This window comes from Sphaerospermopsis sp. LEGE 08334, from assembly GCF_015207205.1.
GTDB lineage: Bacteria > Cyanobacteriota > Cyanobacteriia > Cyanobacteriales > Nostocaceae > Sphaerospermopsis.
In genome coordinates, this window is record NZ_JADEXH010000015.1 from 36,419 (window position 1) to 51,883 (window position 15,465).

10 protein-coding genes are annotated in these 15,465 nt (G+C 35.8%); 3 read left to right on the forward strand and 7 right to left on the reverse strand.

Translation table 11 applies throughout. The annotated features are described in order from the left end of the window. Positions 1 to 580: 580 nt before the first annotated feature. The 4 genes from IQ237_RS10510 to IQ237_RS10525 are packed head-to-tail and all read right to left on the reverse strand — an operon-like array spanning position 581 to position 4,864. On the reverse strand, positions 581 to 1,660 hold the full coding sequence (locus IQ237_RS10510; protein WP_194054816.1) for an ABC transporter ATP-binding protein: 1,080 nt from the start codon (positions 1,658 to 1,660) through the stop codon (positions 581 to 583). A 55-nt stretch (positions 1,661 to 1,715) separates the two neighbouring features. Next, the gene (locus IQ237_RS10515; protein ID WP_194054818.1) at positions 1,716 to 2,576 is read right to left on the reverse strand and encodes a carbohydrate ABC transporter permease; all 861 of its coding nucleotides are present in this window, start codon (positions 2,574 to 2,576) and stop codon (positions 1,716 to 1,718) included. 31 nt (positions 2,577 to 2,607) lie between these two features. Beyond that, positions 2,608 to 3,510, reverse strand: a complete 903-nt coding sequence (locus IQ237_RS10520; protein ID WP_194054819.1) for a carbohydrate ABC transporter permease — start codon at positions 3,508 to 3,510, stop codon at positions 2,608 to 2,610. A gap of 22 nt (positions 3,511 to 3,532) precedes the next feature. Further along, positions 3,533 to 4,864, reverse strand: coding sequence for an ABC transporter substrate-binding protein (locus IQ237_RS10525; RefSeq protein ID WP_228019991.1), 1,332 nt, complete (start codon positions 4,862 to 4,864; stop codon positions 3,533 to 3,535). 14 nt (positions 4,865 to 4,878) lie between these two features. Between IQ237_RS10525 and IQ237_RS10530 the strand changes: the two genes are divergently transcribed. After that, entirely contained in the window at positions 4,879 to 6,369 is a 1,491-nt protein-coding gene (locus IQ237_RS10530) for an extracellular solute-binding protein (protein ID WP_194054821.1), read from the forward strand. Between the two features lie 102 nt (positions 6,370 to 6,471). Here IQ237_RS10530 and IQ237_RS10535 read toward each other — a convergent pair whose 3' ends face one another. The 3 genes from IQ237_RS10535 to IQ237_RS10545 all read right to left on the reverse strand — a co-directional run bounded on the left by IQ237_RS10535 (position 6,472) and on the right by IQ237_RS10545 (position 11,746). After that, positions 6,472 to 8,376 carry a CHAT domain-containing protein gene (locus tag IQ237_RS10535; RefSeq protein WP_194054824.1) on the reverse strand — a complete coding sequence of 635 codons (1,905 nt, stop codon included), beginning with the start codon at positions 8,374 to 8,376 and terminating at the stop codon, positions 6,472 to 6,474. Between the two features lie 119 nt (positions 8,377 to 8,495). Beyond that, the gene (locus IQ237_RS10540; protein WP_194054826.1) at positions 8,496 to 10,079 is read right to left on the reverse strand and encodes a DUF1822 family protein; all 1,584 of its coding nucleotides are present in this window, start codon (positions 10,077 to 10,079) and stop codon (positions 8,496 to 8,498) included. Between the two features lie 65 nt (positions 10,080 to 10,144). Further along, positions 10,145 to 11,746, reverse strand: coding sequence for a hypothetical protein (locus tag IQ237_RS10545; RefSeq protein WP_194054828.1), 1,602 nt, complete (start codon positions 11,744 to 11,746; stop codon positions 10,145 to 10,147). A gap of 965 nt (positions 11,747 to 12,711) precedes the next feature. On the opposite strand from IQ237_RS10545, the gene IQ237_RS10550 reads away from it, so the two are divergent. Together IQ237_RS10550 and IQ237_RS10555 are read left to right on the forward strand one after the other, a co-directional pair. Continuing rightward, positions 12,712 to 13,383, forward strand: coding sequence for a hypothetical protein (locus tag IQ237_RS10550; protein WP_194054830.1), 672 nt, complete (start codon positions 12,712 to 12,714; stop codon positions 13,381 to 13,383). 850 nt (positions 13,384 to 14,233) lie between these two features. After that, entirely contained in the window at positions 14,234 to 15,352 is a 1,119-nt protein-coding gene (locus IQ237_RS10555; protein WP_194054831.1) for a transglutaminase domain-containing protein, read from the forward strand. The last annotated feature ends 113 nt before the right edge of the window (positions 15,353 to 15,465 follow it).

Consider the following 15,465-nt stretch of genomic DNA (forward strand, 5'->3'; position numbering starts at 1 on the left):
CGACACTTCCGCAAGCTCTATTACCGCAAGCTCATTGACCACCTGTAACCTTGGTTCTATCTGGGTTTTGCTGAATAAAACAGAAACCTTGATAAATAAAAGGTTTGAACCTAATAAAAAGGAAAATAAATGCGAGGTTTTTGAACCCATCTTCCGCACCCTAAACTGTCACATAACGAAAATTGGTCGTTTGGAGATTTAGAATTAGCGATCGCCTACCAATATTCATTATCTTTGGTACAAAATACAACATTTAGTCGTAATGAAATTACGAAAAAACCGATTGTGACACCGGGGGGTGCGGAAGGTAGGATCTAAGATTTAGAACATTTTGGATCAAAATTCTCCTCAACTTGGTTAAAAAATCCGAAATTACCGATTGTGACACTGGGGGGTGCGGAATGTGGGTTTGAAGGGTATAGCATCAAAAGTGTGCATTTTGGGTCTGAGAAATCAGAAATCTTGGGGATGACGGATAGCTAAAACTGTTCCCTGTTCCCTGTTAAGAGTTCACTGTCTCCACGAAAAGACTTTTTCAGCAAACCCTATCTGGGTTTTGCTTTTATTCAGCAACCCCTATTTATCTGCTTAATAGCTGATTACTAGATTGAACATCAAACCAGTGAAGATTTTGAGACAGCAAAGTTAATCTCATCTGTTCATGATTCAATTTCTCGTCTGGAGTTAACAAAACACGCACGGTCAAAGCTTCTGCTTCATAATTATCAATACGCACACTTACTAAATTGTACATACCTAAGTTTTCAACTAGATACACTCGGCCTTGAATAGTCTGTGTATCCCCTGGTTGTGCAATCCTGATGTGTTCTGGACGGATACCTAACACAATTTTGGATGGTACTGTTGGTATATCTGGCAACAGTATTTTTGCATCACCTAACATTGCATAGTGTCCCTGACATGATAAAGTTAGCAAATTCATTTTTGGACTACCAACAAATCCAGCTACAAATAAATTGGCTGGCTCATTGTATATGCGTTCTGGTGAGTCGAGTTGCTGGACAAAACCATGATTAAGCACAGCCACTTTGGTTGAAAGTGTCATTGCTTCTGTTTGATCGTGTGTAACGTAGACCACCGGAGCTTTTTGGAAAGCAAATATTTGTTTAATATCAGCACGGACTTGTTCGCGCAGAACTGCATCCAGGTTACTCAGTGGTTCATCCAGCAAGTAAACTTCAGCATGACGCACTAAAGCTCGACCGACAGCGACTCTCTGTCTTTGCCCCCCTGATAGTTGTCCGGGTTTGCGCTGTAGCAATTCCTCTAATCCCAACAGTTCTGAAACTGCTGTTACGCGACGCTGAATTTCAACAGAAGGGGTTTTTCTCAACTTGAGTCCAGAGGCTAAGTTTTCAGATACGGTCATATGTGGGTAAAGGGCATAACTTTGAAATACCATCGCCATATTGCGATCGCCGGGACGTTTAAATGTGATATTCTCACCTCCAAGCAGTATCTGTCCGCTAGTTGGTTCCTCTAACCCTGCAATCATTCGTAGTATCGTTGACTTACCACAACCACTCGGACCTAATAAAGTGAGAAATTCATTGTCATTTACAGTTAAATTAATGTTTTTAACTGGAATAATTTTAGAACTATAGGCTTTATTGAGGTTTTTTAGTTCCAGTTTTACCATTGTTCTGCTTTTAATTAATGATGTTATTTTTTGACTATTCTTACTTCTTCCTTTGTTATTGCTTAACAGCACCAGCCGTAAGACCTTGAATGATCTGACGCTGAAAGAACAAAAGGAGTAAAACTAAGGGCAATGTACCAACCACCGTAGCCGCAGCAATAGGTCCATAAGGAATCTCAAATACTGTAGCACCTCCTAATTGTGCCACTGCCACAGGAATCGTTTTCATCTCGTCACGAGTAATAAATGTCAGAGCAAAGATAAACTCATTCCAGGCAAAAATAAAGGTGATAATTCCAGTTGTTACCAAAGCAGGAATTGTCAATGGTAGTAGTATTTGCAGTAACATTTGCACAGTATTGTAGCCATCCACTCTGGCAGCATCTTCCAAGTCTTTTGGTAATTGCTGGAAATAACTGCGTAATACCAAAATCGTTAATGGTAAATTAATAGCTGTATAAGGAATAATCAGCGATAAATAGTTATTACCTAGATGTAACCCCTTGATAACTTCTAAAAGCCCCAAAAATAATAAAATTCCTGGGAATAAAGTAACAATCAAGATAGCTGCTATGATGGCTGTGCTACCCCAAGGATGCAACCTTGCTAAGACATAGGCCGCAGGCGCACCCACTACCAAAGATAAAACTGTAGAAACAATGGAGACAAAAGCACTATTCAATATATAAAGCCAAAACGGACGACTAGTAAATAATTCGATGTAGTGATTGAAAGTAATTCGAGCAGGAAAATAAACAGTAGGAATTTTGGCAATATCTTGATTGAGTTTAAATGAGGTGAGTATCTGCCACATCAGTGGAGCTAAACAGAAAACCACTATTGGGGAAATAAGTACCCAAATTAAGATTTGTTGGCCTGAATTTTTTACTTTTGTTTGTAGTTTGGGACTAGTCATAAATTTTTTCTCAGTGACAGTATAAGACTTACTAAATGCCCTTTACAGAAAATTTTTTCAGTAACAAACTAGCAATAACTACTGCTGTAATCAACAAAAGAAATGTCACCACAACTAAAGCTGCTCCATATCCAAAATCTAAGTAACGCATCACGGTAGAGTAGATATACAGTGATACCACTTCCGTTGCACCACCTGGACCTCCACCAGTCATAACAGAAATCAAGTCAAAAACTCCAAAGGACTGAGCAAACCGAAACAAGGTAGCAATGAGTATTTGCGGACTCAATAGGGGTAGGGTAATCTGGTAGAAACTTTGCCAGGGTGTTGCACCGTCCATCAGATGAGCTTCATACAAGTCAGGTGAAATTGACTGCAAACCAGCTAATAGCAAAATACTAATAAATGGAGTCGTTTTCCACACATCTGCAACTATCACGGCTATCATTGCTAATGTCGGTTCTCCCAACCAATTAATACCAGTTTGAATTAAACCTAACCGTAACAGAATATCATTAACAACTCCAAATTGGTCATTAAAAATCCAAGCCCAAGCGATACCTATGAGGGCGGTGGGCAAAGCCCAAGGTAGAATAGCTATTGTTCGTACTCCACCCCTGCCAAAAAACTGCTTATTTAGGACTAGGGCAATACCCAATCCCAGCAGTAACTCTAACAACACTGTTGATAAAGTGAATACTGTTGTTGTCCTGAAACTTTCCCAAAAACGACCATCCCCCACCATTCGCAGGTAATTGCTAAAACCACAAAAGACCGGTTGTAGTTTCGTTCCTAAGTTTTGAGTAAAAAAACTTAACCAAAAGGCTCGGACTATTGGATAGCCAAAGACAAATAGCAGCAACAGTAAGGCAGGTAGTAGCAAAATCCATGCTGTTCGTTGTTCTTGACTTCTGATGGTTTCTTTGGTATTCATAGCTCATAAAGTTTTTTTATCGTTAATCTTCAGTCCCCAGTAATCTTCGAGTTTCATTAGCAGCAGTTTCCATTGCTGTTTCCGGGGTCATCCGATTTGTGAGTGCAGCACTAAGGTAACGCTGTAAAATATCTGATACTTGGGCATACTGGGGAATGGGTGGACGTAAAACGGCTTTATCAGCTATTTTAAGTAACTGAGAATAATGAGGGTATTTACTGACAATTTCTGGATCTGTAAATAATGAGCGTCTGCTTGGCACAAAACCCCCTTGCAAAATAAATTGGCGCTGTACTTCTTCACTGGTAAAGTATTGAATTGCCTTCCAAGCTTCTTGAGGATGTTTAGAAAATTTGGCGATTCCCAATCCCCAACCACCTAAACAAGTTCCTCCCATGTTACCAGGACTACCAACCATAAGTTTGATCCCAATTTTATCTTTAATGGGAGAATCTTCACCATTGGCTAAAGGCCAAACATAAGGCCAACTGCGTAAAAATGCCGCTTGACCGCTTTGAAATATACGTCTTGTATCCTCCTCCATATATGTTGTAGTTCCAGGTGGAGAAATTTCCTGTTCAATGGTATCTTTTAGAAAAGAGATCGCCTTTAATGTCTCAGGTTTATCTAAACCCACTTCCAAGTTCTCAGGATTCACCCAAAATCCACCAAAACCTTGCAAAACTTCTACAAACATAGCAGCTAGTCCTTCGTACTGCTTTCCCTGCCAAAGATATCCCCAATTAATTTTTCCTTGGTCTTTTAAAGACTTAGAAATTTTGAATAACTCTGTAAAGCTTTCTGGTGGTTCAAATCCCCCTTGATTTAGTAGGTCTTTCCGGTAGTAAAGGACTCCTAAATCACTTCGGATTGGAATTCTGTAAAGTTTTCCTTCGTAACGTCCCGCTTCTATATCTGTGGGCGAAAATTTGGCTAACTCTTCTGCGCTAAGTCCATTACTCAAGTCTAATAACCAACCAGCAGCAGCAAACTTAGGTGTCCAAATAACATCCATGTTGACCAAATCATAAGGGGATTCACCTAAGATAAATGCTGAAGTATATAGGTCCTCCACTAAATTTGTAGCGTTTGGACCTTCGATTAAATTGATACGAATCCCTGGATTTTTGGCTTCAAAGTCTTTGATTATACCTTGCTTCCAAGGTTGGGCATCGGAAGCAGTTAATAATAAATTCAGGACTACCGGTTGGTTTGATAAAGCTTGCGGCACGGAAAATAAGATAATGCTGAGTAAAACAATCAGGAATATGCCTGTGTAATGTTTAAGATTTGGCAATACCTTTTTTTGCGGGTTTGTTTTGTTAAACTCAAAGGGTTTCATGGTAAAAACCATAATATAACAATTTTTTGCTGGATTTTGCAGGTTGTTATCATCTACTATATAAAACCTGGATAAAACCAGACTTTACTTTTTACTTCAATTTTTCTAGCTTTAATACGTTGATTTTGATTATGAAGAATCCCAATTTTTTAAACCAGTTATCAGGGTTATTACAGAGAATTAGACCCAGACCACATAAGTTGACTGTACCATTGTTTACTGTTGCTTTAGGTTTGAGTGTAACATTATATGCCTGTCAGTCATCGGCGCAGAAAGAAATTACCCTATGTTTTGCTGTACCTGACGGCGAAATAGAAGATTGGGAACACTTAACCAAAAAGTTTAATCATGATAATGAGGGTAAGATTAAAATTGAACTAAACCAGAAATCCACAACCGAAAAATTAACACCCGAACAATTAAAATATAACTATTCAAACAGTCTCAAACGGTCAGAAAAAACTAAGAACACTAATTGTAATGGAAAAGATGGACACTATGACTTAGTTTACACTGACATTATTTGGTTGCCTGAGTTTGCACATAAAAAGTATCTTCTCCCTCTTGATGACTACTTTAAAGAAGAGGAGCAATATTTTCTTAATACTGAAATTGAGCATGGCAAGTATCCACCAAAAAACAACTCCAATCAAACTTCACCTAAACTTTATCGTATTCCTTTTCGGACTGATGTAGGCGTACTTTACTACAATAAGAGGTTACTAGGGATAGGGAAGGAAAAAGTACCAACTACTCCTGAAAACTTGATAGAAACTGTCGGAACCTTAAACTTGGAAAAACATCATTACGGTTACTTGTGGCAAGCTAATGAAGAAGGATTAGTAGCTATGTTTGTAGAAGTCCTTCATGCTCATGGTGGTTTTTGGGTAGACAATGGTAAAGCTGGATTAGGCGAACCAAAAGCTATCAAGGCAGTTAAATTTTTAAAACAAACTATGGCTGATAAAATTTCGCGCTCTGACTTCCAGGATGAACAAGAAGCTATCAAAAGTTTTAAAGAGAGCAACGCTGTTTTTTTACGTAATTGGCCTGCTGCGTGGGCTGAATTCCAAGATATTAAAGACAGGGTTGGTATTGCACCCGTGCCTGGTGGAAAAGGTTGTCACGGTGGATGGGGTTTAGCAATTGCTAAGAATATAGGAAAAAAACGTCAAGAAGCAGCTATAAAAGCAGTCAAATTTCTCACTAGTCGTGAATCTCAGTTACTCTTTACTTTGTCCCATGGGTCTGTTCCTACTCGTGAAGACTTGTTTTTTGATCCCTTAATTGTTTCTAGATATAGTCATTATCCAAAACTTTTCAACATGGTGAAGTTGCACAAACGGGTTTCACGTCCACGTCTTGCTAGATATGAGAAAGTATCTAAGATTTTACAAAAAAGTCTCCAAAAAGCATTTGATACTAAAACAAAGGATGATGATGTTGAAGGTATTATGAAAAAAGCGTCGGAAGACACTGAAAAATGTCTGAAAGATGAAAAAAAATGCACAGTCTGACCCTAATAGATTTGTAGGTTGGGTTGAAGCATGAAACCCAACAAATGCGTTGGGTTGCGCTGTCGCTTAACCCAACCTACAGAAAATGGACAAGGTATTGCTCTATTTATCTCGATTGTTGTTCGCCGATTCAATTTTTAACTCTCCCTTACCGTTATTAAAAGTAGCTACTAGCTTCATATTATTTTTGTTTATTTTATCAGGTATCGTTTCTTCATCTGTTGTTATAGTTATATTATTGTTTTCTTTGTCAACTTTTATAGTTTGCTTCGGGTTTCCTGAAATATGAAAGCTAACTTTTTCACCTCCAAATTTAAAATCATCAGGAAGTTTATGACATGGATCTTTTCCTATTAACTGCTCAAAGAAATTGTTATTTATTTGATAAATTGAAAAACGTGGCTTTGATTGTGATGTGTTTTTACCGGTGATAAGATAATTACTGTTATTATCAAATTTAACATACTCTAAATCAGTTGCCTCTTTTCTATCATCTGATGTTAATTTACAGTAAGGAGTTGTTTTCCGTAATTCACCTATTATGTTCTCATCTTTTGTTCCTTTTAGAGGTAATTTATCTGTTTCAAATAGTTGCCCTGTCCCATCGAGAGTGACAATAGCTAAGTATTTACCATCAGAACTAAATTCTATAGACCTGAGGGTACACTTCCAACCACTACAGTCTGCTTGTCGAATTAGATTTAATACAACAATTATGGAAGCGGTAACAATTACAGTTAAACCAAATAATATCTTTTTTGATGTCAAAGTCTTTTTTGATTTAAAAGTGTTAATTATTTTAGAAACCCCGGTTTTAATTACATTTGGTCGTGGGGAGAAAAACTTAAATAAGAAAGTCAACAAACGGGTTATTACACCTGGAGTCGGACAAATATAGTCCGGCTGATTTCGATGGGAATAATAAATCACAGGTAACCATGTTGCTCCGGGAAAGTCATTTTCTTTTATGTTTAACATTTCCGTAGCTTTAAGAACTGCTAAAGACAACTGCTGACCTCCTTTAAGAAACTCTTCCCCAAAGTTTAAGAAAAATTTAGAGGCAAAACTATCTGGGACAGGTTCTTTCATGACAATTACAGCCGGAACTTTTACCTGTGTCAAAACATTTGCAATTCCTAACCCATCACAAGAATTGAATATTGCTATTTTTAAACCTTTTTCTACGGATTCTTTTAGTGCTGACTTAAGATCATTTAAAGATAAAGAATCGCTATCATTAATTTGAATTGTTCCAGTTCTTTCCTGACTAGAACTATGTCCTGAAAAAAATAAAATATCCCACTTGGAATGCCATAATAATTCATTCACTCTATCTCTATTTGGTTGTTCTTCAATTTGAACCCTTACACCATTATTATTTTTTAACTTATACAATTGTTCTTTCTCAGGCTGTTGATTTAAGCCATTTTCATCGCTACCGAAAATCGCTAAAATTTTTACGGGTGATTTTAAAACATAACCATGACTATTTTTTTTAGATTGAGAGAAACATTCTGATAAAGCATATCCTGATAAAGCAAACGTACTCTTAATAGTATTACTAGTCTTACTTAAATTCAATGAGTCTGTCCATAATTGCCAGGGAAGTCTACGGAGGATATCATTATCATCATTATTTACATCAAAGTGACTAAAAACAAGATTAATACGGACAACAGTTGTATTAGGTGGAATTTTCTTTTTAATTTTTTCACTCAGCGCAGAGAAATTTCCATCTCTAAACCATTTTTGACTACAATCTTCTAATGCTCTTTTAGCTTCTTCACACTTTTTTGAGTGCGATGTTAAACGTGCATCTCCAGCTTTAGTTAAACGAAGCCTAGTGTTTTCTCGTGATCCATCTTGCCATTTTTTATATAGCTGTGGCATTTCCGGTGATGCGGGAAATGTAAATTCCGTAGTCGCTGGACTACTGTCATCAAGTAATTCTCCCGAAAATCCTGTATCAAAACTACCTGAATTAACTTTAAGTACAAGGTTAAGCATAGAACAACAAATGAGGTAGATGGAGGAAAAATCATGCCTATTTTCCTATTTAAGCATGATTTATCACAAATATCTCAGGATTATTTCAGAACATAGTTACCGAGAAACTTAGTTGTTGTTTAAATTACAAACTCTTGGGTAAAACTGCTATCATTCAGAGTTACTGTGACACTGAAATATTCGCCTGAACTTCCATTTATTTTAGACTCGATATAAATGTCTCCTGTCTGTGATTCCATTGTTGTTACTACAATATTGTCCCTTAGATCCGTTATGGTCAGATTTAATCCAGTTGGTAGTAAATACGGTTCTTCATCCAAGGAATAAACACGCAGAATGATTAGTATCTCGCCGTCTGACTTGGGTATAATTCCCACCATCAAAGCTAGAGAATAACCCAGTAGATAAACCCCTAAATCCTTAGCGCTGATAATAGGACAAGCGGAATGTTGGGGATTGTTTTGCCATAACAACTCAGCCGATTGCCAACGCTTGTTATCATCCTGGGTATTGCGGATATTATTGACTAAATCCTTTTCGCTAGGGGTTTCCAAAACCAGATTTATATCTCTCATCACTGGACTTGGAGTTTTTTTACTTATTACTGTCATTCTCTCCAGTAAATCCCATTGAGGTTGCCAATCAAGTTCAAATTTACCCTGAACCCAATTACCAAGTTTTACTATTACTGGATCGTCTATTACTGGATCTGGTATTAAATATTCTAAAAAGGCATCAAGGGGCTGAAAATAGGTAATTGGTTCTGCTTCATAAGCAATAGGTAAATGTGCATTTTTAAGTTCTGGGATCAAAATTTCTGAATCATGTTCAAAAATTGGTTCTACTAAATCACGGATATTTTTTAATGTGGTTGTAATCCATGCCACGATATGGTCTATTTTACTACTGATACCTTGAGCCGCTTTAGTTGTATTAGTAGATACAAGATTAGACGATGTTACTAATTTACCCATACGTTGCTCGTAGAGTTTTTGCCTCCAAGAGTCATTAACTAATAATGCAGCCCACTCCTCAAATGTTATATCATTAACGCGCAGTCTAGGCGAATAGATGGATGAATTAGCGAACATTTGTAACAATTCTTCAGCTTTTACTGCTGATAGATGTGGTAATTCGGGAATTTCTGCTTTCATCTCTAGTGGTAATGTTATTTCCATGACTGTGATGTCTTGGATTAAATTATCTACTGTAATTGCATAGGTTCTATCATGGAAATTATACTTACCCAGGTTTTTTAAATAACTATGGGTTGTGAAACCACATACTTCTATCCAACATTCATCTTCCTCTGGTTCTAAATTTACTTGAATAGCTAGATAATAGTCTCCTACCCATTCGGGAATATCTACCCATTCTTGGGGAACAGAAAACTCCTCAAATTCACTTATTTCACAGGGAATAATTACTATTTGTCTTTCCCCTAATTTAATACCCGCACCATTTACCACTTCCCATATACTAGATAAACTTTTTGCACTGGGATATATTACAGGTTCGGCTAGAGTTTGTTCATTTCTAAACCAGTCAATTAATGTATATAAACTCAGGTAATTTATATAGGAATTATGACGAGCTATAGTATGAGAATGGTGCTGTGATTGTTCCCATGCCTGTTCTTGAATAGATGGTAAGATAGGTAAGTGTAAGTATTCGTTCTTGTGTTCGGCTAATTTGTAAATCATAATTGCCTCGTAATTGGGGTAAATTTAACTTCTGTCATGAAAATGCCTGAAGACAATAATAGAAATTATGTTTTTCTATATGTACATATTATTTTATCTAATATTGAATTAGCTATATCTATAGTTGGATTCTGCCATTTTCTTTCGGAAATGCTTAACTTTAATCTATTTCTGTCGGTTTCACAAATATTTAAATTTAAACAAGCATTGTCAATTAATTTTTGAGAAAAAGCGGACAATGCTAATTCTAAACTGTCGTGAACAAGTTTTTCCAGTTTTTTAAGCAACCCTTGTTCTAGTTTACCTTGAATTTGATTGATCATTTTTAGTAAATCTTCCTCAGTCATATTCAACTTCATAGTAAGTTGACAATCATCTATTCTTTGTCCATATTTCAATTCTAATAACCGATTTTCTGAAGTATCTAATGTTTTTACAACCTCTATTAAAATACGACGTAGATAATTAGAGTCCAAAGGTTTATGATAACTATCACCCAACCTATTTAACCAATTATCTATATAGTTATTTATCCACGTTTCAGGGGTTACAGATTGGTATAAACTTTCAATCAATATATCCATAAACTCGATTTTGATGTTTTTAACACGGTGGGAAATTGCAGTTTGGGTAAGTGAAAAAATATTGCCTATGTCTTGCTGTTTCATTTTGAAACCATAAGTGAGAATTACTATTTTTTTATCAGTTGTGTTTAAATTACTGAATCTTTGGATAACTAATTGCAAATCTAACCCCAGTGGGTTAATTTTATCTGCATCTTTCCTTTTTTGACTATTAGTATAATTGTCTTGGTAATTATAAACATTTGATTGTGGATTAAAATAATTAGATAGAGATGTATTGCAAATTTCTATCCATTCTTTCAATGTTTCAGTGGTAATATTTTGACTGATAAAAACTTCGTCGGGGGAAGAAGGAAGCACTCTATTTTCATTGTATATTTTCACAGACTCTTCATAGTCAGATTCCTGTGGATCTGGGTATTTATCTCCCAACTTCCTGGCTACATTATTGGCAATCCTATGATGAGTATAAACATCTTTGAAAAAAGTACGTGCAAATTGAATTTTGGTTATTAAACCATTATTTATTCCATTATTTGCCAGAGCTTGATTTAATTGTTTTTTACTACATTTAATCAACATACGCCACGTAGAAAATTTCAGCCCCAACTTATCTTTAATAACATTTTCTAAAACTGCTTTAATATAGTATTCAAACAGTCCTTTTTTGTGATCATATTTATTAATCACAACTTTAAATTCCTCTGAATTATAAACAAATTGACGAGCAATAAATAAGCCACTCAACATTAATTCATATTTTTTGTCTTGCTGATACTTATCGTTATCAAATACTTTTCTTGTGGCTTTGTAGATGCTTTCTTCACAAAAACATTGTAAATACTGCCATGCCATTTCTACTGTTTGTGTTTCCACTTGGTTATCAAAAATTATTTGCATCCAATAAATTACTAGTTGTTGAGGATCATCGTGTTGGTATAATGATTCAAATTCTTGAGTCCTCCTTTGATATGATTCAAGATTACGCTTTAATTTGTTATCCACTTGTATTTGCGGACTGAAATCTGGATTGATGCCTATTATTCGCGTGTAGAACTTAGCCTCAAGTATGTTATTAGACATGATAACCCTGGCAATAGTTTATACTTATTTAAATTTATGCAGAATTTAGAGCGTGACTGTATGGTTTGCACACTCCATTAAATTTAGTCTTTCTATCTGATATTGGGATCATAATGGGCAATTTATGAATTGAGATATTGTTTATCCCCAAAAGCGGATAATTTCATATTTATCTAAATTTACTCCCAATTAGTTGATGGGATTTACGGTAAATCCTTTGTTACTAATTAATAAAAGGAGAATTGACATGAGTAAGATCATATCATCGGCGATCGCTGTTTCTGCCGTTGGTGTATGTAGTATTTTGTCACGTATACAGCATTTTGCGCGTCTATCTGGTACAGGTTATATCTCATTTTCAATTTGATGTAATGATATGCCCTAAATTTTTGTACCTAATCGTTACGCAAAGTGCTGTATTTAATATCAATGTACTACCATCTCAAGAAAAACCGTTAACTCAACTTCAAGAACCGTGCTACCACATATCAGAAACACCGCAGTAATCAGCATTTTAAGTAACTAATTTTTATTTTATCACATCTTTGTTATCCGTGTGATCGCTCCTAATTTAAAATTATAATCCCTCATGATGATTGTATTTATCACAAGTAGATATGGATTCCTTTTGTTATTAGATATCTCGAAAAGTGGATAATTTCATATTTACCGAACTTTACTCCCAATAAAAACTTGTAAGTCATTGTCAACCGGGTAGTGAATTTCATATTTACCGGATTTTACTCCCAATAAAAACTTGTAGGTCATTCTCAACCGGGTAGTGAATTTCATATTTACCGGATTTTACTCCCAATAAAAACTTGTAAGTCATTGTCAACTGGGTAGTGAATTTCATATTTACCGAACTTTACTCCCAATAACATCTGATTATTCCATAAGTATTTTTTGCTCTTCCATATCCCTCAGTAAACAACACTCAAAATCATCAATTGAGGTAAACAAAAATGGCTGACATCTTACTATTAACACACCGTGTTTTAAGCACTTCATTACTGGTTAGTTCTATTGCTATTGGTTCGGTCTTAATTTCACATTCTGAATCTTACGCTCAAACTACTGCTGCCGCCAAGCGACAAGCAGTTTCATCAAGCAGTCAGCCCTATCAATCAATTAGAGGAGTTCTCAAATTACCTCGAACTATAGAGACCTCTCCATATGGTTATGCTGCTTTTTATTTCAATTTAGGCGAGGGGTGTGGGGCTGGTGTTTCGTATGGCAAAAAAGGACGTAAAGAGGGAATATGGCGTAGCTTTATGAACTGTGGTCAGAATACGGGATCTCCAGGGCAAGAATTGCGAAACGTAACTGGTGGCAGTTTGAATATAGCTCTACAAACTGTTGGCAACACAGTTAGACTTGTTATTAACGGTAACACAGTTCAAACAGCTAGAGTGCCAATTAATTTTAGACCCAGGTTGGTCGAAATGGTTCATAGTTACTATGATGGAGGAAATATAAAATCAACCTCTTACGAGGGTGCTGCGTTTGAAAATGTTGTATGCGTACCCGGATGTGGAACTTTCGATAGAGCGATGATTACCGGTGATCAGCGTGGATTAAAAATAGATTTTCGCAGTAATAACTCCTTGATTACAAACGTTACGTTTCAAAGATAAAATAGCTTTTTTGTCTAGCTTCATTATTTTATTGCAGCAATTCTCATTTTAAGGTTTCATGACATTAAAACCCTTGTATTCATAGGATTTTACAATTCTTAATGAATCCGGGTATTGTTGAAATAACGCAAACTTATTTCAAAATGAGAATTGCTGGTTTTTAGGACTTACGCATTGACAGGAAGTACCAAATAGGGGGTATGACTTTCAGGGATTTAAACCCGATTTTTCGATGATTTTTTAGTGAACTGCTTGCAGCAGTACCTCGCTATCACTATTGATCGGAAGTTAATTACCAAAAGCCTGAAACGACGAATTTTCGTTGATTCACATCATGGTCAATTTGTACAGTGCGTAAGTCCTAGTTTTATTGAAGTTAGTTAATATCAATTTTCATTGAGCTTGCACAGAATTGAAAATCTTAAAATTCAGATATAGCAATAGTTTGGAGTTGTCTTAATTATGTGCAGCTTCAAAGTAAAATGATATAAGTAGGTTGGCGTTAAAAATTGTGGTTGGGATAAGGCAGGGGAAAAAGGGTTTTAGCCTTGTTTACTTTTCTTTACAGAGTTTGGTTGTATTTTTGACAGAACAGGGTTAATTCACATAAAATCAGAATGCAAAAAATTATCAAAGAAACAGAATTATTGGAAATACAAAAAATCTAGCTCAAGGGCAACTTCAGTTAGTTCAAAGCCAAATTTATGAAGCAGAATTAAAATTAAAACAACTACAAAATACCCCATCTGAAAATAAATAATTGAGGGTATTTCACTGCGGGGGAGTTTTCTCAACACATTGAGCCCGCCTATAGTAATCAAAGCACATTTTAGAGATCAGGGAGAGTTTTATGCGTAAAAATTTTGCAGAACTTTTTCGTCAAGAAGTCCGTAAACGTAAGCAGCGAAAGAAAAAACAAATAGTCCTAATAATCGGAGTTAGTTTACTAACTCTGTTCTTAATTATATGGTTTATCTACTTATGGTTGCAAGGAAAAATAATCCTCAGAACAGCCCATTTAACTACTAGCATGATTCCGAACTTAATAACAACCGTCATATTAATTTTGGCAGTTGTCATTATTTTTCGTACCATTAAACATCCGTCATTCAGAAAGTATTGTCAATCAATACAACTTGATAAGTTTAGTTACTGGAAAAATCTAAAACATAAAAAGTTAACGGTTATTTCAGTATTAATAGTTTTGATTCACTATACTAATCCCTATGGATGGGGTAATTTAGTCAGTTATCTAATACACAGACCCAAACCTCCTCAAGTAAAGACAGCCTTGCTCCATAAAAATTATACAACAATTCATCCACTTATTGCTAATATGCCATCTAGTGCGGAAAAAAACATCCAATCAGTGGCTAAGTATATTGTTGAAAATGAGCCAGATTCCTATTTAAGAATTAAAGCTGTACATGACTTTGTGATTAACTGGCTTACTTATGATGAAGAAGCTTTGAATAAAGGGATAAGACATCCCCAAGACCCACGAACAGTTTTTCACACTCGCAAAGCAGTTTGCGAAGGATATGCACGTCTTTTCGAGGCATTAGCAAGACAAATTGATGCCAATGTTGTTTACATTGAAGGAAGAGTTCGTCTAGAACTAATCCAAGATTCAATTCCTTTTTGGAAAAAACTTACTGAGTCTAAAGATAGTTTGACAGGTCACGCTTGGAATGCAGTTGAGATTGAAGGGAATTGGCAATTTGTTGATACAACCTGGGATGATGATGATACTTCATATAGATCAAATTATCTGATGCGGTCCCCTAAATTAATGATCGAAAGCCATTTTCCTGATCAAATAAACTTGCCGCTTTTACATTTTTTAAATTGGCAGCTTTTACCTTTTTCTGAACAGAAAAATAGAGATAGCTTTGAAAAACAGGCTCTCGACCGTTCTAGAAAACTTACCCAAAATTACCAAAGTCCGGACAGATATGGACACCGATAACTTTAGTGTTTATTTCCTGTTTTATCCCAGTATCAAGTTAATACTTGAGAAAACAAATTTCTCAAACTCCCTAATGAGAAAACCTCAGCCATTGATGTTTTTTATTTATGGTT

Excerpts from the sequence above, each read along its gene's own strand:
- IQ237_RS10510 (WP_194054816.1), bottom strand. The coding sequence starts at position 1,660 with ATGGTAAAACTGGAACTAAAAAACCTCAATAAAGCCTATAGTTCTAAA.
- IQ237_RS10515 (WP_194054818.1), bottom strand. The coding sequence starts at position 2,576 with ATGACTAGTCCCAAACTACAAACAAAAGTAAAAAATTCAGGCCAACAA.
- IQ237_RS10520 (WP_194054819.1), bottom strand. The coding sequence starts at position 3,510 with ATGAATACCAAAGAAACCATCAGAAGTCAAGAACAACGAACAGCATGG.
- IQ237_RS10525 (WP_228019991.1), bottom strand. The coding sequence starts at position 4,864 with ATGGTTTTTACCATGAAACCCTTTGAGTTTAACAAAACAAACCCGCAA.
- IQ237_RS10535 (WP_194054824.1), bottom strand. The coding sequence starts at position 8,376 with ATGCTTAACCTTGTACTTAAAGTTAATTCAGGTAGTTTTGATACAGGA.
- IQ237_RS10540 (WP_194054826.1), bottom strand. The coding sequence starts at position 10,079 with ATGATTTACAAATTAGCCGAACACAAGAACGAATACTTACACTTACCT.
- IQ237_RS10545 (WP_194054828.1), bottom strand. The coding sequence starts at position 11,746 with ATGTCTAATAACATACTTGAGGCTAAGTTCTACACGCGAATAATAGGC.
- IQ237_RS10550 (WP_194054830.1), top strand. The coding sequence starts at position 12,712 with ATGGCTGACATCTTACTATTAACACACCGTGTTTTAAGCACTTCATTA.
- IQ237_RS10555 (WP_194054831.1), top strand. The coding sequence starts at position 14,234 with ATGCGTAAAAATTTTGCAGAACTTTTTCGTCAAGAAGTCCGTAAACGT.